This is a genomic window from Siccirubricoccus soli (assembly GCF_024178315.1).
Lineage (GTDB): Bacteria > Pseudomonadota > Alphaproteobacteria > Acetobacterales > Acetobacteraceae > Siccirubricoccus > Siccirubricoccus soli.
Genome location: NZ_JAMZIK010000009.1, coordinates 74,940 through 91,398, shown reverse-complemented (window position 1 = coordinate 91,398; position 16,459 = coordinate 74,940). Strand labels below are relative to the sequence as shown.

The 16,459-nt window shown below is 71.8% G+C and carries 16 protein-coding genes; 8 read left to right on the top strand and 8 right to left on the bottom strand.

Features of this window, described 5'->3' with window-relative positions; translation table 11 throughout:
• Positions 1-148: 148 nt before the first annotated feature.
• Complete coding sequence (locus tag NJ376_RS01875) at positions 149-1,342, top strand: diaminopropionate ammonia-lyase (protein ID WP_252951512.1); 1,194 nt, start codon at positions 149-151, stop codon at positions 1,340-1,342.
• A 75-nt stretch (positions 1,343-1,417) separates the two neighbouring features.
• Complete coding sequence (gene ugpB, locus NJ376_RS01870) at positions 1,418-2,749, top strand: sn-glycerol-3-phosphate ABC transporter substrate-binding protein UgpB (protein WP_252951511.1); 1,332 nt, start codon at positions 1,418-1,420, stop codon at positions 2,747-2,749.
• Between the two features lie 72 nt (positions 2,750-2,821).
• On the opposite strand, the gene NJ376_RS01865 is transcribed toward ugpB, so the two are convergent.
• Positions 2,822-3,274 (bottom strand): MarR family winged helix-turn-helix transcriptional regulator, encoded by a 453-nt coding sequence (locus tag NJ376_RS01865; RefSeq protein ID WP_252951510.1) that lies wholly within the window; start codon positions 3,272-3,274, stop codon positions 2,822-2,824.
• Positions 3,275-3,330: 56 nt separating this feature from the next.
• On the opposite strand from NJ376_RS01865, the gene NJ376_RS01860 reads away from it, so the two are divergent.
• Complete coding sequence (locus NJ376_RS01860; protein ID WP_252951509.1) at positions 3,331-3,729, top strand: nuclear transport factor 2 family protein; 399 nt, start codon at positions 3,331-3,333, stop codon at positions 3,727-3,729.
• A gap of 90 nt (positions 3,730-3,819) precedes the next feature.
• Here the strand turns inward: NJ376_RS01860 and NJ376_RS01855 are convergent, their stop codons facing one another.
• Both NJ376_RS01855 and mdoH read right to left on the bottom strand, forming a co-directional pair.
• Complete coding sequence (locus NJ376_RS01855) at positions 3,820-4,545, bottom strand: class I SAM-dependent methyltransferase (RefSeq protein ID WP_252951508.1); 726 nt, start codon at positions 4,543-4,545, stop codon at positions 3,820-3,822.
• A gap of 87 nt (positions 4,546-4,632) precedes the next feature.
• Complete coding sequence (gene mdoH, locus NJ376_RS01850) at positions 4,633-6,333, bottom strand: glucans biosynthesis glucosyltransferase MdoH (protein ID WP_256476090.1); 1,701 nt, start codon at positions 6,331-6,333, stop codon at positions 4,633-4,635.
• A 98-nt stretch (positions 6,334-6,431) separates the two neighbouring features.
• On the opposite strand from mdoH, the gene NJ376_RS01845 reads away from it, so the two are divergent.
• Both NJ376_RS01845 and NJ376_RS01840 read left to right on the top strand, forming a co-directional pair.
• Positions 6,432-8,042 carry a GMC family oxidoreductase gene (locus NJ376_RS01845; RefSeq protein ID WP_252951506.1) on the top strand — a complete coding sequence of 537 codons (1,611 nt, stop codon included), beginning with the start codon at positions 6,432-6,434 and terminating at the stop codon, positions 8,040-8,042.
• Between the two features lie 95 nt (positions 8,043-8,137).
• Positions 8,138-8,863: an MgtC/SapB family protein gene (locus NJ376_RS01840; RefSeq protein WP_252951505.1), complete on the top strand. Its 726-nt coding sequence runs from the start codon at positions 8,138-8,140 to the stop codon at positions 8,861-8,863.
• A 276-nt stretch (positions 8,864-9,139) separates the two neighbouring features.
• Here NJ376_RS01840 and NJ376_RS01835 read toward each other — a convergent pair whose 3' ends face one another.
• Positions 9,140-10,312, bottom strand: coding sequence for an MFS transporter (locus NJ376_RS01835; protein WP_252951504.1), 1,173 nt, complete (start codon positions 10,310-10,312; stop codon positions 9,140-9,142).
• Between the two features lie 299 nt (positions 10,313-10,611).
• On the opposite strand from NJ376_RS01835, the gene NJ376_RS01830 reads away from it, so the two are divergent.
• Complete coding sequence (locus tag NJ376_RS01830; protein ID WP_252951503.1) at positions 10,612-11,262, top strand: MarC family protein; 651 nt, start codon at positions 10,612-10,614, stop codon at positions 11,260-11,262.
• A gap of 9 nt (positions 11,263-11,271) precedes the next feature.
• On the opposite strand, the gene NJ376_RS01825 is transcribed toward NJ376_RS01830, so the two are convergent.
• On the bottom strand, positions 11,272-12,252 hold the full coding sequence (locus NJ376_RS01825; protein WP_252951502.1) for a Bug family tripartite tricarboxylate transporter substrate binding protein: 981 nt from the start codon (positions 12,250-12,252) through the stop codon (positions 11,272-11,274).
• 104 nt (positions 12,253-12,356) lie between these two features.
• Between NJ376_RS01825 and NJ376_RS01820 the strand changes: the two genes are divergently transcribed.
• Entirely contained in the window at positions 12,357-13,718 is a 1,362-nt protein-coding gene (locus NJ376_RS01820) for an LLM class flavin-dependent oxidoreductase (protein ID WP_252951501.1), read from the top strand.
• A 65-nt stretch (positions 13,719-13,783) separates the two neighbouring features.
• On the opposite strand, the gene NJ376_RS01815 is transcribed toward NJ376_RS01820, so the two are convergent.
• From NJ376_RS01815 to NJ376_RS01805, 3 genes are read right to left on the bottom strand one after another with little or no spacing between them, the layout of a single operon-like run.
• Positions 13,784-14,479 (bottom strand): DUF4142 domain-containing protein, encoded by a 696-nt coding sequence (locus tag NJ376_RS01815; RefSeq protein WP_252951500.1) that lies wholly within the window; start codon positions 14,477-14,479, stop codon positions 13,784-13,786.
• A gap of 53 nt (positions 14,480-14,532) precedes the next feature.
• On the bottom strand, positions 14,533-14,787 hold the full coding sequence (locus NJ376_RS01810; protein WP_252951499.1) for a PGPGW domain-containing protein: 255 nt from the start codon (positions 14,785-14,787) through the stop codon (positions 14,533-14,535).
• Positions 14,787-15,833 carry a DNA adenine methylase gene (locus tag NJ376_RS01805; RefSeq protein WP_252951498.1) on the bottom strand — a complete coding sequence of 349 codons (1,047 nt, stop codon included), beginning with the start codon at positions 15,831-15,833 and terminating at the stop codon, positions 14,787-14,789. The genes NJ376_RS01810 and NJ376_RS01805 overlap by 1 nt, the downstream gene beginning before the upstream one ends.
• 306 nt (positions 15,834-16,139) lie before the next feature.
• On the opposite strand from NJ376_RS01805, the gene NJ376_RS01800 reads away from it, so the two are divergent.
• A complete protein-coding gene (locus tag NJ376_RS01800; RefSeq protein ID WP_252951497.1) occupies positions 16,140-16,397 on the top strand; it encodes a DUF2798 domain-containing protein in 258 nt (85 codons plus the stop codon).
• The last annotated feature ends 62 nt before the right edge of the window (positions 16,398-16,459 follow it).

The window sequence follows — 16,459 nt, the reverse complement described above, 5'->3', positions numbered from 1 at the left end:
CACCTCCGCCAATCGCCGCCCGGATCCTGGGGTGACGGCCTGTGGGTTGCAAGGCAGCCTGCGGCCGGCGGCGACCCGGCGCGCCCTGATGAGCGAGGATGGCCCTCGCCATGGCGCCGCGGCCGCCGGCGCGCGATATACTGCGGCCATGAGCCTGAGCTTCCCCCGCCGCCCCTACCGGCTGCTTCTCAACCGCCATCACGGCACGCCCGGCCTCGTCACCCTGCCCGAGGCCGGCTTCCGCCGCGCGCAGGAGGAGATCGCCTCCTGGCCCGGCTATGCCGCGACGCCGCTCCACAAGCTGCCGGATGTGGCCACGGCCGCGCGGGTGGCCGCCGTTCACTACAAGGATGAGGGCGGCCGCTTCGGCCTCGGCAGCTTCAAGGCGCTGGGCGGCGCCTATGCGGTGATGCGGCTGCTGCAGGTGGAGCTGGCGAAGCGCGACATCGCCCCGGCCGCCACCGCCGCGGAGCTGGCCGAGGGCAAGTACAAGGAGGCCGCCCAGAAGATCACCGTCACCTGCGCCACGGATGGCAACCATGGCCGCAGCGTCGCCTGGGGCGCGCAGCGCTTCGGCGCGCGCTGCGTGATCTTCGTGCATGAGCATGTCAGCCAGGGGCGGCGCGACGCCATCGCCGCCTATGGCGCCACCATCCGCGTGGTGCCCGGCAATTACGACGACTCGGTGCGGGAGGCGCAGAGAACGGCGGAGAAGGAGGGCTGGTTCGTCGTCTCCGACACCTCCTACCCCGGCTATACCGAAGTGCCGCGCGACGTGATGCAGGGCTACCGGGTGATGGCGGAGGAGGCGGCGGAGGCGCTGCCCGCCCCGCCCACCCATGTCTTCGTCCAGGGCGGCGTCGGCGGCGTCGCCGCCGCCGTCTCCGCCCAGATGCGCGCCCGCTATCCCGGGCAGGTGCCGAAGCTGGTGGTGGTGGAGCCGGAGGCGGCCGCCTGCCTGCTGGCCAGCGCCGAGGCCGGCGCCCCTACCGCCATCGAGGGCGAGCTGGACACGCTGATGGCCGGCCTTGCCTGCGGCGAGCCCTCGCTGCTGGCGTGGCAGGAGCTGGAGCGCGCCGCCTTCGCCTTCATGGCCGTCCCGGACGCTGCCGCCGTGGATGCCATGAAGCTGCTGGCCGCCCGCAGCCCGAAGGTGGTGGCCGGGGAGAGCGCGGTCGCCGGCCTTGCTGGCCTGCTGCTGGCGGCGCGGGAGGGCTTCGGCCGCGCCGCGCTGGGTCTCGAGGAGGACAGCCGCGTGCTGCTGTTCGGCACCGAGGGCGCGACCGACCCCGAGCTCTACGCGAAGCTGGTGGGGGAGAAGCCGCCCGCTTCATCCAACTGACGTTTTTCTGTAACGTCGTCGCCATACCCGGCGGCTACCTCGCCGCCCATCCAGAATCTCCAGGGAGATTGCGCCATGCTGCAGCGCCGCAGCCTGCTTGCCGCCACTGCCTTCGGGCTCGCCGCGCCGCACCTCGCCGGCGCGCAAGGCCGGACGGAGATCCACTACTGGTACGGCCTGGCCGGCCCGCTCGGGGAGCGGGTGGCGGAGCAGGTGAAGCGGTTCAACGAGAGCCAGGACCGCTACACCGTCGTCGGCAGCTTCAAGGGCAGCTACATCGACACCATGACCGGCGCCATCGCCGCCTGGCGCGCCGGCAACCCGCCCCACATCGCCCAGGTGTTCGAGGTGGGGACGGCGACGATGATGGCCGCCGGCCCCGCCATCCGCCCGGTGCACCAGCTCCTGGCCGAGGCGGGGGTGGAGCTGGACCCGGCCCGCTACATCCCCGGCGTGCGCGGCTACTACAGCGACACGCAAGGGCGGCTGATCTCCATGCCCTACAATTCCTCCTCGGCCATCATGTGGCTCAACCTGGATGCCTTCGAGAAGGCCGGGCTCTCCACCACCGACCTGCCGAAGACCTGGAAGCAGGTCCGCGCCGCGGCGGAGAAGATCAAGGCCGCCAACGCCGCGCCGGTCGCCATCACCACCACCTGGCCGACCTGGATCCTGTTCGAGCAGATGGCGGCGATCCACGACGTGCCCTTCTCCACGAAGTCCAACGGCTTCGAGGGGCTGGACACCGAGCTGCAGATCACCAGCCCGTTCTTCCGCAAGAACCTGGACTTCATCCTCGCCCTGCAGAAGGACGGGCTGTTCCGCTATGGCGGGCGGGACAATGCGGCGGATGGCGTCTTCCCCTCCGGCGAGGCGGCCATCAGCTTCAACTCCGCCGGCAACCGCGCGCGGGTGGAGCGGGAGGCGCGGTTCAAGTGGATCTCCGTGCCGCTGCCCTACCATGACGACGTGATCCAGGCGCCGAAGAATGGCGTCATCGGCGGCGCCAGCCTCTGGGCGCTTTCCGGCCGCAACCGGCCGGTGAACGAGTACCGGGGCGTCGCGGAGTTCTTCCGCTTCATCTCGGAGGTCGACATGGACCTCTGGTGGCACAAGAACACCGGCTATGTGCCGATCACCCTCGCCGCCTATGAGAAGGCGAAGGCGGAGGGGTACTACCAGCAGAACCCGGGCGCCGACGCCGCCGTCATCCAGCTCTCCCGCGCCGAACCGACGCCGAACAGCAAGGGCTTCCGCCTGGGCAATTTCGTGGAGGTGCGGAACATCATCCAGGAGGAGCTGGAGAAGGCGCTGCAGGGGCAGCAGGGCGCGCAGGCGGCGCTGGAGGCGGCGAACCGGCGCGGCAACGTGGCGCTGCGGAATTTCGAGCGGGCGAATCGCGGGTGACACTGACGAGGGAGGCTCTGCCTCCCTCGTGCTCCCTCCGCCAAAGGCCGAAAGGCCCTTGGAAACCATGAATCAGGGCTCGGCCAGCTCCTCCAGGATCGCCCGCAGCTCGGCCAGCCGGGCCGGCCCGACGCGCGCGGCAATGCGGGCCTCGGCCTCGGCGGAGAGGGCGATCAGCGCGTCCCAGACGCGCCGGCCGCGCGCCGTCAGCTTCACCAGCCGGGCGCGGCCATCCGTCGGGTCCGGCGCCGTCACCAGATAGCCGCCCTCCGCCAGCCCCTCCACCAGATAGGCCATGCTCTGCTTGGTCATGCCGGCCTGCTCCGCCAGCACGGTCAGGCGGGAGCCGCCGGCCGCGATGTGGCGGAACACCGCGCTGTGCGCCGGCCGGATATCCGGGAAGCCACGCGCCGCCAGCCCGCCATAGACCTCCCGCTGCATCCGCTCATAGGGTTGGCGCAGGAGGAAGCCGAGGGTGCGGCGGGCGGCGGTGATGTTGCGGTCCGACATCTTCGCATTTGACATATAGACAGGTTATCTGTCTATATCGGTCAGGCAGACTGACGACCTCGGAGCCCGCCATGGACCCCATCGCCGCCAACCTCGCCACCGTCGATGCCCACATCAAGGGAGAGGCGCAGGACCCTGCCAGCGTGCTCGGCCTCTATACCGAGGACGTGGTGCTGGAGATGCCGAGCCGCGGCCTCACCCTCACCAGCCATGCGGCGATCGAGGCGAATTACCGCCGCATGTTCGCCGCCATGGCGGAGGTGGAGATCGAGCCCATCCAGCGCTTCGCCACGCGCGACCGCGTGGTGGATGAGTGCCTGGTGCGCTTCCGCCTGGTGGCCGAGGGCTTCGAGAATGCGCCGCTCCCGGTCGGCAGCCGCGTGGAGCTGCGGCTGCTGCACGTGTTCGCCATGCGCGCCGGCAGGATCGCGCGGGAGACGGTGTATGAGGGCTGGCGGCGGATCGGTTGAGGGCCGGAGCGGCTTCGGTTCACAAGCGCTCGCCGAAGCCGCTCCAGGCCTTCGCGGGCAGGGCAGATTCACGCTTTCGGGCGATGCCGCCTAAGGCGATCCGCCCTGTTCCAGCGCCGCCAGCCTCGCCCGCAGGGCGGCGTTCTCCGCCTGCGCCTCCCGCAGCGCAGCTTCCAGCCGCTGCTGGATCTCCCAGTCCTCCGGCAGAGCGGTCGCGTTGGTGAAACCCTCCCGGTCATGCCGGCGGCAATTCCGCGCGGCAGGAAAACGGTCCAGCAGATAGGCCTGGCGAGGCGGTGCCACCGGCGCCTTCACGCAGACCACGACGAAGTCGTTCCACCCGTCCACCCCGCGGGGCAGCGTGCCGCTTTCCACCAGCTGCATCGCCACGCCCTGGCGGCGCGCCCATTCGGCCAGCGCCAGCCCGGCATCCGGGTAGAACCGCCAGACATCGCCCGGATAGCCGTGATAGGCGCCGTTCGAGGGCATGTTGAGATAGAGATGCCCGCCCGGCCGCAGCACCTCCGCCATGTGCAGGAAGGTCAGCCAGAAGGCCGGGTCGTGTTCGAAGCAGGAGGTGGCGATGACCGCGTCGAAGCTTTCCGGCGCGAAGGGCAGCGGGGCGCCGGGCGCGACGACCACATCGACGCCGCGGTCCGGGCCGAGATCGGCCCCGACATAGGTGGTGCCGGGCGGCGCCACGCTGCGCAGGCTGCCATTCACATCCGCCGCGCCAATATCCAGCACCCGTGCCGGGCCAGCCCCGAGATAGGCCGCGAAGAAGGCGGCGCCGCACGCCATCGCCGTGTCATGCATGCCAGCCCGTCCCCCTCCCGCGCCGGTTCCGCGCATTGCAAGCCAGCCGAGGACGGGCATGGCGGGAAGACACAAACCCGTGGGTGCCTATTCCGCCGCCGCCAGCGCCTCCCCCAGCTCCTCCGGCGTCGCCGCCAGCCTCGCCCGCCGCAGCCTGGCCGAAACCCGTGGCGAGGCGGTCAGCACGCAGAACGGCACCGCCGCCACCAGCCCCCCCGCGAAGGGCAGCGCCCAGAGCGCCGCCCCGGGCGCCGCCCAGAGCAGCAGCCCGAACACCCCGAGGCCGAACAGCGTATGCGGCCAGAGCAGCCTGGCCGCATCGCCCCAGCCCACCCCGCGCGCCGCCCGGTTCTGCGGCGCCCAGCCCTGGCCGCCGCCGAAGGGCAGCCGCGCCAGGAACATCGCCTTGTTGAACAGGCTGACCGGGTCCAGCAGCGCGGTGAAGGCCAGCTCCGCCGCCGCGCCGCGCAGGAAGGCCAGCCGCCCGCCATAGCGGGCCGCCAGCGCCGGCCGCAGCAGCACCTCCGCATAGCCGGAGAGCTTGGGGGCGTAGAGCATCCCCCAGGTCACCCCCAGCAGCGCCGCCAGCGCCCCCGCCGGCACCGCGGCGCCGCCCCCGGTCGCGGCATTCAGCACGGCGGCGACCAGCACCCCCACCCAGAGCGGCGCGCCGAGGAACAGCAGGATCGCCTGCAGCAGCTGCCAGCTTCCCATCGCCGTCATCCCCGGCAGGCGCAGCAGGTGCCAGTACTGCATGTTGCCCGCCGCCCAGCGCAGGTCGCGCGCCATGAATTCCGGCAGGGCAGGGGGATTGCCCTCCAGGCTGCCCGCTTCCTCCGGCAGGCAGCAGACCTTCCAGCCGGCGGCGTGCAGCCGCACCGCCTCCACCTGGTCATGGCTCAGGATGGGGCTGCCATCCGGCAGCGTCTCCAGCCGCGCATGGCGGCGGAAGGGCTCGATGCGGATCAGCGCGTTATGGCCCCAGTAGGGGCCCTCATCCCCCTGCCACCAGGCCTGCCCGGTTGCCCAGGCCCGCATCCCCGCCCGCATGCCGAACTGGAACAGCCGCGGGAAGGCCGCCGCCGCCGGCCGCCCGACGATGAGCTGCTGCAGGATGGCAAGGCGGTGATCCGCCTCCATGCAGGCCACCAGCCGCAGCACCGCCGCCGCCGACATCTCGCTATCCGCGTCGAGGCACAGCATGAGGTCGCAGCCCTGGGCGTGGCGGTCCAGGAATTCCATGATGTTGCCGGCCTTGAAGCCGGTATTCGCGGCGCGCCGCCGGTAGCGCGTGGCGGGGTAGCTCTCCCGGAACGCCGCCACCGCTGCCTCCTCCGCCGCCGCCAGCGCCGGGTCCTGGGTGTCCGACAGCAGCCAGGGGGTGAAGCGCCCCGCCGCCCCGGCCGCCGCCAGCCCGTCCAGCAGCCGCGCCAGCGGCGCCAGCACCGCCCCCATCTCCTCGTTGCGGATGCAGATGACGATGGCCGTGCCGAGCCTGGGCGCCGGGCCTGCCCCCCTTGGCGCCGCCCGCCGCAGCGCCGGCAGCACCGCCGCCGGCGGGTCGGGCGAGAGCAGCAGCAGCGCCAGCCCGATCAGGCCATTGGCGGCGCAGAGCGCGGTCCAGGGCGCGGTGCCGGCGAAGCAGAGGAAGCCCAGCACCTCCCACGCCGTCCAGCCCCCCGGCGCCATGACGCGCGCGGCGAGGCCGAGCTGCAGGGCGGTGAGCAGCAGGAGCAGCAGGGCGAAGATCAGGCGGCGTCGGGTCACTTCCGGAATGTGCCGTCGCAAAATGGCGGAATCGGGACGGCAGCGCCGCCCCGGACGGCTTGCCGCCCCCGCCGCCCCATGGCGTGATGGGTGGTGACATAAAAGGAGGGAACGGCTTCATGCCGGAAGCGGATTACGTGATCCTGGGCGGGGGCTCCGCCGGCTGCGTGCTGGCCGCGAGGCTCTCGGAGGATCCGGGCGCCCAGGTGGCGCTGCTGGAGGCCGGGCCCTGGGACACCAACCCCTGGATCCACATCCCCATGGGCTTCGCCCGGCTCTACGTCACCCGCAAATTCGATTGGAACTACCAGACGGAGGGCGAGCCCGAGCTGGGCGGCCGCAGCGTCTACTGGCCGCGCGGCCGGGTCATCGGCGGCTCCGGCAGCGTCAACGGCCTGGTCTTCCTCCGCGGCTCCCCGCGCGACTACGACCGCTGGGCGCAGAGCGGCGCCCGCGGCTGGAGCTATGAGGACTGCCTGCCGGCCTTCCGCAAGCTGGAGACCTTCCACAGGCCGGAGAGCGAATACCGCGGCACGGACGGCCCGATGCAGATCGCGGAAGTCCCGGCGCCCACCCCCGGCTGCCGCGCCTTCGTCGAGACCTGCGTGAATCTCGGCTTCCCCCGCAACCTGGACAATAATGGCGAGTGGTTCGAGGGCGTCGCGCCCAACCAGCTCAATGTCCATAACGGGGTGCGCTGGTCGCCGGCCACCGGCTATCTGCGCCCCGCTTTGAAGCGGCCGAATCTGCGGGTGGAGACGGAGCGCCTCGGCCTTCGCCTGATCTTCGAGGGCAGGCGGGCCGTCGGCGTCGTCGTGCGCAATGCCGCGGGCCAGGAGGAGACCTGGCGGGCGCGGCGGGAGGTGATCCTCTCCGCCGGCGCCATCGAAAGCCCGAAGCTCCTCATGCTCTCCGGCATCGGCGACGGCGCGGCGCTGCAGGGCCTCGGGATCGAGACGGTGCACCATGCGCCGGAGGTGGGGCGCAACCTGCAGGACCACTTCATGGTCCGCCTCGCCTTCCGCACCAGGCCGGTGGACAGCCTGAACGAGACCCTGGCCAACCCCCTGAAGACCGCGAAGATGGGGCTGGACTGGGCGCTGCGCCGTCGCGGCCACATGACGATCGGCGCCTCCGAGGCCAGCCTCTTCGCCCGCGTTCTGCCGGGCTCCGAGGAGCCGGAGGTACAGTTCCAATTCGTCAATTTCAGCCTGGACACCTCCAACCAGGCGCTTTCGGCCAGCAAGCTGGCGAAGCATCCCGGCTTCACCTTCAATTTCTGCCAGTGCCGGCCGGACAGCCGGGGCGAGATCACGCTGCGCAGCCCGCGCGTCGAGGACAAGCCGCGCATCCGGGCGAATTACCTGACGCATCCGGGCGATGTGCGGGTGATGCTGGAGGCGGCGAAGCTGGCGCGGAAGATCGCCGCCACCAACCCCTTCGCCGGGCTGGTGGAGGAGGAGGTCTCGCCCGGCCCGGCGACGCAGGGCGACGACGCCTTCCTCGACTACCTGCGGACCAGCGGCACCACCGTCTACCACCCCTGCGGCACCAACCGCATGGGCACGGATGACAGGGCGGTGGTGGACACGGAACTGCGCGTGCGCGGGGTGGAGGGGCTCAGGGTGGTGGATGCCTCGGTGTTTCCCTTCATGCCGTCATCGAATATTCACCCGGCAGTGCTGATGACGGCGGAGCGTGCAGCGGAGAAGATCCGGGGGCGTGCCTGATTCGGGCGCCGGGGAAGGGCGCTGCCCTTCCCCGAGCGCCTTCCCGCGAGGGCCGAAAGGCCCTGAACCCCTGAGCCTCTGTCTAGGATCCAAGCATGCAGCAGCTCGCCGCCGTCAAGAGCTTCGCGCTGCTGCCCTTCCTCGACAGCGTCGTCAGCCTCGCCACCGCCTTTCTGCTCGGCACGCTGATCGGGGCGGAGCGGCAATACCGCCAGCGCACGGCGGGGCTGCGCACCAATGTGCTGGTGGCGCTCGGCGCTGCCGCCTTCGTCGATGGCGCCATGCGGCTGGATGGCGCGGGCGGGGCGGTGCGGGTCATCTCCTATGTCGTCTCCGGCGTCGGCTTCCTCGGCGCCGGGGCGATCATGAAGGAGGGGCTGAACATCCGCGGCCTGAACACCGCGGCGACTCTCTGGGGCTCCGCCGCGGTGGGGGCGGCGGCGGGGAGCGACCTGGTCGCCGAATCCGTGCTGATCGCCCTGCTGGTGCTGCTGGCGAACACCGCGCTCCGCCCGCTCTCCGAGGCGCTGAACCGCCGCCCGCTGCGCGAGGCCGCGACCGAGGCGACCTACGAGATCCAGGCCATCGTCGCCGATGAGCGGCTGGGCGAGGTGCGGGCGGCGGCGCTGGAGGCGCTGGACGCCAAGGGCTACCCGATCCGCGAGACCCGCACCGAGGAGCGCTCCGACGGGACGACGGAGCTGGTCGTCATCCTCGGCGTCACCGTCGCCGTGGGGGCGGAGCTGGACGCCATCGAGGCCGCGCTGTCCCGCATGTCGGGCGTCCGGCATGCCAGCTGGGCTATGCGCACCGCCGAATAGGCCGCTTATACCGGCCGCGCGACAGGCCGACCAATGTAGGGCTAGGGCCTGTTAGGGACCGGGCGAGGCGGAGGACTGGCGAGGGATTTGTGTGCTGCAGGAGGGCGGCTTGCCAAGGCTGGTGCCTTGGCAAGCCGACCGACGCTCCCAGTGCGAAAAAGACCCGCCAGACCGACCCGATGCCCAATCTCTAACAAGCCTTGAGGGCGCCCAGCCGCTACACCAACCCTGCGCGCGATGCCCGGCCCGGAAGGCTGGGCCTCTCCAAGCCGGGTATCACGCCCGCGCCGGCCGCCGGCGCACCAGCCGCGCCATCGCCACGCAGCCCAGCAGCGGCCCCGCCGCCAGCACCGCGAAGGCACCGCCGCCCCAGCCCAGCCAGGCTTCCATCGCCGGCATCAGGTGGATGGCCGGCAGGGTGAGGGCGAAGCCCAGGCTGGTCTGCACCGTCAGCATGGTGCCGGCGAGGCCGGGCGGCGCGTATTCCGCGACGGTGGCTGAGAATTGCGCGGAATCCGCCACCGCCGCCGCGCCCCAGACCAGGCCCAGCGCCACCACCAGCCAGGTCGGCCCGCCGAAGGCCGGCCCCGCCAGCAGGCAGCAGGCGGCGCTGACGCCCATGGCCCAGATGGTGAATTCCGGCCGGCCGATGCGGTCCGCCACCAGCCCCCCGGCGATGCAGCCGAAGCTGCCCGCCGCCAGCACCGCAAAGGTGGCGACGCCCGCCGCGCGCGGCGCCCCGAGGCTCGCCGCCAGGTAGGCGCCGATCCAGGCCCACATCGCGTAGAGCTCCCACATATGGCCGAGATAGCCGAGGGTCGCGAGCCTTGTGCCGCGGCCGCGGAACAGCTCCAGCGCCAGGCCCGGGCGGAAGGGCGGCGCCTTGGCATGGCGCGGGCCGAGCCGAACGCCGAGGATCAGCACCGCCCCCAGCAGCGCGCCGAGCGAGGCGGCGCCGACCGTGAGGCGCCAGTCCAGCCCGCCCAGTGCATTGACCAGATGCGGCGCGCCGGAGCCGAGGGTCAGCCCGCCGACCAGGAGCCCCACCACCAGTCCGGCGTCGCGCGGCCCGGCCCAGCCCGCCGCCAGCTTCATCCCCACCGGATAGATGCAGGCCAGCGCCAGGCCGGTGGCGCCGCGCGCCGCGATCATCCAGGGATCGCCGGGCGGCAGCAGCAGCAGGGCGGCATTGGCGGCGGCCCCCAGCAGGCAGGCGGCGGCGACCAGCCGCCTCGGGTCCAGCCGGTCCGGCAGGGCCAGCGCGGCGCTGGCCAGGGTGCCGAGCACGAAGCCCGCCTGCACCCCGCCGGTCAGCCAGGCGAGGAAGCCGGGCGGCAGCGGCGCGTCCCGCGCCATGGCCGGCCCCGCGGCGGTGCCGGAGAACCAGAGGGAGAGGGCAAGGAGCTGGGCCAGGGTGACCAGCGCCAGGCTGCGGAACTTGGCCGTCATGCAGGGTGGACGCCTCGGCTGGCCGTGGGGGTGGGGATCATGCCGGCACGCGGGCGAGGGGCGCCAGGGTGGTGGGGCAGCGGGATGATCCGGGTGGAGCAGGACCGGGGGCGCTGCCCCTTGGCGGCAGTGCCGCCAAGCCTCCGCCGGGGAGGATACTCCTCCCCGGTCCGAAGGCCGGACCCGTGGGTTGGGGCTTTGGCCTTTGCGTCGGCGTCCCGGATTCCGCATTCTCCGCCCGCAACAGGGGGGCGGGGTCGCATGCAGGGGCTGGGCGGGGCAGGGGCGGCGCGCGTCCCGTGAGCGAGCTCACCAACACCTTCCTGCTGGTCTATGCCGGCCTCTTCCCGATCGTGAACCCGATCGGCGGCGCGCCGCTCTTCCTTGGCCTCACCGCGCTGCGGACCCCGGCGGAGCGGCACCTGCTGGCCCGCCGCGTGGCGGTGAACAGCGCCCTGCTGCTCATCGGCGCGATGTTCGTCGGCTCCCACCTGCTGGTCTTCTTCGGCATCACCCTGCCGGTGGTGCGCATCGCCGGCGGGCTGGTGCTCGTCGCCTTCGGCTGGCGGCTGCTGCATTCCGGCCTCGACATCGATGGCGAGACGGCCAGCCGCGCCGGGGGGCCGGCCGAATCCGATTCCTTCTACCCGCTGACCCTGCCGCTGACCGTCGGGCCCGGCTCCATCTCGGTTGCCATTGCGCTCGGCAGCCAGCGGCCCAGCGAGCACACCCCCGCCGAGGTGGCGATGCTCGCCGCGGCCGCGCTCGCCGGCATCCTCGCCATCTCCCTGACCGTTTTCGTCTGCTACCGCTTCGCCGAACCGCTGATCGCCCGGCTCGGCGACAGCGGCATCAACATCGTGGTGCGGCTTTCCGCCTTCATCCTGCTCTGCCTCGGCATCCAGATCCTCTGGACCGGCTACAGCACGCTGGCGCCGGTGGCACGCTGAGCCGGCCGGCTATTCCACGGAAGCGCCGGAAGCCCGCACCACCGGCGCCCATTTCGCCACCTCCGCCCGCATGAAGGCGTCGTACTCGGCGGGACCCAGCGGCAGCGGCTCGGCACCGAACTCGCGGTAGCGCTGGGCGAAGCCGGGATCCTTCAGCGCCGACACCAGCTCCGCCCCCATCCGCTCGATGATCGGCCGCGGCGTCGCCGCCGGCGCGGTGATGCCGTACCAGGAGGCGACGTCGAAATCCGGCACCCCCTCCTCCTGCAGGCTCGGCAGCTCCGGCATGGTGGCGGCGCGCTGCGCGGTGGAGACGGCCAGCGCCCGCAGCATCCCCGCCAGCACCTGCTGCCGGCTGGCCGGGGCGTTGTCGATGGCGAAGAGCACCTCGCCGTTCATCACCGCGGACATGCTGGGCGCCGTGCCGCGATAGGGCACATGCGTGGTCTCGACGCCGATGCGCAGCCCGAACAGCACGCCGGAGAGGTGGGAGGAGGTGCCGGTGCCGGCCGAGGAGAAGGTCGCCTTCTCCGGGTTGGCGCGGATATAGGCCACCAGCTCCTTCACGCTCCGATGCGGGCTGTCCCCCTTCACGATCAGCACGTTCGGCATGGCGGCCAGCCGGGCCACGCCCGGCAGGTCCTTCAGCGGGTCGAAGGAAAGGCGCTTGTAGAGCGTCGGCCCGATGCCATGACTGGCGATGTGGTTGATGTAGAAATTGTAGCCATCGCCGGGGGAGCGGGCGACGTTCTCCGCCCCGACCATCCCGCCCGCGCCCGGCCGCGGGTCCAGCACCAGGGGCTGGCCCAGCTTTTCCCGTAGCCGGCCCTCCAGGATGCGGACGAGGATGTCGGACACGCCGCCGGCCGAGCCACCGATAACGAAGCGGAGCGGCCGCTCCGGCCAGCCGGCCTGGGCACGGGCCAGCCCGGGCAATGCAAGGGCGGACAAGGTGAGCGCGCAACGGAGCGCTGCCCGGCGTTGCAGCATGTGGGGTTCCTCCTTGGGTTTCCGCAATGCTGCCTGCCCCCTGGCGTTGACGCAAGCGCGGCGGGGGGCGAACCTGACGCCCGATCGGGCAAGAGGAAACGGCCATGCGCCAGATGCATCTCATCGGCTTCCTGCAGGCGCAGAACTGCACCATTTTCGCCAGTTCCTGGCGGCATCCGGAGAGCCGGGTGGACTTCCTGACCGCCGACCATTTCCAGGAGATCGCCCGCATCCTGGAGGCGGGCAAATTCGACCTCGGCTTCTTCGACGACCGGCTCTCCATGCCGGATCGCTACGGCAGCGACCACGTCCACACCATCGAGAACGGCATCCGCTGCGTGAAGATGGACCCGGTGGTGGTGCTGACCATGATGGGGGCGGTGACGAAGCATCTCGGCCTCGGCTCCACCGCCTCCACCACCTATCACGAGCCCTTCCACATCGCCCGCATGTTCCAGACGCTGGACCTGATGAGCGGCGGGCGGGCGGCCTGGAACATCGTCACCTCGGTCAATGATGGCGAGGCGGCGAATATGGGCCGCGACGAGACCATGGAGCACGACCGGCGCTACGACCGCGCCGACGAGTTCGTGGAGGTGGTGCTCGGCCACTGGGACAGCTGGGAGGACGACGCCCTCATCCTCGACAAGGCGACCGGCCGCTTCGGCGACGGCAGCAAGGTGCACCGGCTGGACTACAAGGGGCGCTACCTGAAGAGCCGCGGCCCCTTCACCGTGCCGCGCAGCAGGCAGGGCCGGCCGGTGCTGATCCAGGCCGGCAGCAGCGGCCGCGGCAAGCGCTTCTCGGCGCGCTGGGCGGAGCTGGTCTTCGTCGCCTATCACGACGTAGAGGCGGGCAAGCGCGACTACGCCGCCTTCAAGCGGATGGTGGCGGAGGAAGGCCGTGACCCGGACCAGGTGAAGGTGGCGACGCTCTGCAACCCGATCTGCGCCGCGACCAAGGCGGAGGCGGAGGATCGCGCCGCGCTGATCGCCAAGCTGCCGCTCGAGATCGACAGCCTCTCCCTGCTCTCCGAGGCGCTGAATTTCGACTTCGCCAGCAAGGGCATGGACGACCCCTTCACCGACGAGGAGATGGCCAGCATCCAGGGCATGCACGCCATGCGGGACCGGGTGGTGCAGGCGACGGGCAAGAAGAACCCGACGGTGCGGGACTTCATCCAGGCCACCGGCCGCGGCCGCCCGCGCATGGACATGGTGGGCGGGCCGAAGGAGATCGCCGACAAGCTGGAGGAATGGTTCACCAGCGGGGCCTGCGACGGCTTCGTCATCGCCGCCACCATCATGCCCGGCAGCTACGCCGATTTCGTGAAATACGTGGTGCCGGAGCTGCAGCGGCGCGGCCTGCACCGCAAGGAGTACAACGGCACCACGCTGCGCGACCATCTCGGCCTGCCGCGCTCCGTGCCCGGGGATTGGCGGGCGAAGACGCTGGCGGCGGAGTAGGCGCCGTCACGACCAGGCCGTGACCGGCCGGCGGGGTGCGGGGGCGCCCTTGGCGCCCCCGGCCCTCAGCCCCCCTGCTGCATCTGCCGCGCCAGCCGCAGATGCTCCTCCAGCGAGGGCAGCGTCGCCGAGGCCCATTCCCGCAGCTTCGCATCCTCCCCGGACGCCGCGTAATTGCGGAACAGATCCACCGCCTGCTGATGCGCCTGCAGCTGCTGGCGGATGTAGACCTGCTCGAACTGCGCCGCCGGCGCGCCGTCGAGCTGCTGCAGCAGCGCCAGGTGCTGCTGGTCGAGCCCCGAGCCCCGGCCGCCGCCACCCTGGGCCGGCGCCATGCCGGTGCTGGTGCCGGCGGCGCTGCTGCCGGCGGCGCCGGGGCCAGGGCTGGCGCCGCGCGGGGCGGCGGTCGCCGCCGCCACCTCCGGCCGCAGCCGCTGCAACTCCGCCGTCGTCTTCTCATGGTCGCGGATCATGTGCTGCGCGAATTCCCGGACGCGCGGGGTCTGGGTGCGCTCGATCGCCAGCCGGCTGCTGGCGATCTCGAAGCGGTCGCTCATCGAGGCAAGCCGGACGAATTCCTCCGCCGAAACCGCCTCGGCACGGTTGCCGGTGGCGCTCGGGGTGGTGGTATCGCGGGCACCGGGGACGCCGGATTGGGCATTCTGCCCCTGGGCGGCCTGGGCGCGCTGCTGCTGGGTCTGGGCGGCGGCCGGCAGCGCGGCCAGCAGCGCGGCGGAGGCGAGCAGGGCGAGGCGGGTCATGGCGGCCTTCCTTATCTCCGTGTCGCGCTGCAACGGTCTCCGCCGCGTCGGGTTCATGGCAGAAAGCGGCGCAATCTCTCCCCCTGCCGGGTGCCCCAGGCGATCAGCCGCGCCTCCAGCGCCTCCACCCCCCGAATGGCGTGCGGCCAGCGGCGTTCCAGCGCCGCCATGGCGCGCCGGGCCCAGGCATAGCGGTGGCGCAGCACGAAGAGGCCAAGGGCGATGAACAGCCCGCCCTGCAGCACCGGCAGCACCAGGCCCAGCACCCCCAGCACGAGCAGGCCGAAGCCCGTCGCGGTGCGCAGCATCAGGCGGCTTGCGAGGAGGGCAGGGCGATCCGGGTCTCGCTGACCACGAAAAGGTATTCGGTGTTGGTCAGCCTGCCGACCGTGCCGACCTTCTCGCCCTGCGGGTTGTGGATGCCGATCTTGGCGCCGACATAGCGGCCATAGGGGATCTCGATCACCTGCAGATGCCCGCGCGGCGCCAGCATCGCCTCCAGCGCCTGGCGGGAGAGGTAGCCCTCGTCGCTGAAGGAGACGACGAGGCGCGGGCAGCGCAGCGCCGCGATGGTGCGCGCCAGCGCCGGGCCGATGCCCGGCCGGCTGTTGAAGGCGGAGCGCCGGGTCCGCACATCGGCCCGCTTCATCGCCACCCCATACACCTCCGGCTGGTCCCAGCGCACCAGCGTCTCCCAGAGATGGTAGTTCCCGAGATAGCTGTGCTGGTTGTAGGGCGGGTCGAGATAGGCGAGCTCGCCCTCGAAGCCCGCCGCGGCCGCCTCCGCCTCGGCGCAGCTCGCCGCGCAGCCGCCGGCGGCCGGGCGCGGCAGCAGCTTCGGCAGGCGGAGCTGGATGGGGTTCAGCGCTCGCGGCGCCCAGCGCTTCATATAGGCCATCTGTAGCCCGGCGGTGGAATCGACCCGGTCGGCGGCTTCCAGCAGCGCGGTCAGCAGCACCGCCTCCAGCTCCGGCTCGGCGCCGAGGGCGGCGATGCCCTCCCGCATCGCCTCGATCCGGGCGCCGTTCTCCGGGTGGAAGTAGCGGGCGGCGATGCAATAGGTCTCGGTGAACCAGCCATGGCGCGGGGGCAGGCGTTCGAGATCCGCCAGGATGCGCTGCGCCGTCTCGCCCCAGCGATCGGCATCCGCCTGGACGTAGCAGGTGGCCAGGGTGTGGGCGAAGGCATTGTGGTCATTGGCCAGCACCCGGTAGCCGGCGGTCTTCAGCGCATGGCCGACCCGGGCGGTGCCGGAGAACAGATCCGCCACCCGCGCCCCCGGCGGGGCGGCGGCCCCGATGGCCGAGAGGATCTGCGGGAGCAGGGCGCGCTTGCTGCCCAGGTACTTGATCATGCGGAACGGTGCAGCCTAGAGCATTTTTCACCAGGGCAGGAAAGCGTCCTCACTTTCCACGCCCCGCTATACGGCTTTGTAGGGGACGGAGGCGCCGGATCCTCAGGGGTTTGTACGGACTTCCGCGGGGATGCCGCGGCGGGAGAGCGGGCGGCGAAGGGTTTGACAGGCGCCTCCCGGGCGGGGCGTGGCCTGGCTGGCAGGCGGCTTGCACCGGCTGGGGCCTCCCTGCCGGCTTGCGGCCGGCGGGGAGAGGATGCGATTGCGGCATGTCCTTCGCCGCGCCAGGACCGTAAAACCACACCCATGACCCCGTTCCGCTTCCGCAAACTGCCGGCGCGATTCGCCACGGTGCTGCTGCCTTTCCTCCTCTCCCTCATGATGACCTTCATCATCTCCGGCATTTCCACCCTGCTGGCGCTGGGGCCGAGCCTTGCCTTCCTGCGCGCCTGGCCGGTGTCCTGGGCGATGTCCTGGATGATCGGCTTCCCCACCCTGCTGGTGGTGCTGCCCTTGGTGCGCCGGCTGGTCGGCAAGCTGGTGGCGGCGCCGGAAGCGCGGTAGCGCACGGCACCCGCTGGCGCCGGGGGGGCTGCCGCGCGCCGGGCGGCGGGCAGCCGCGCGGC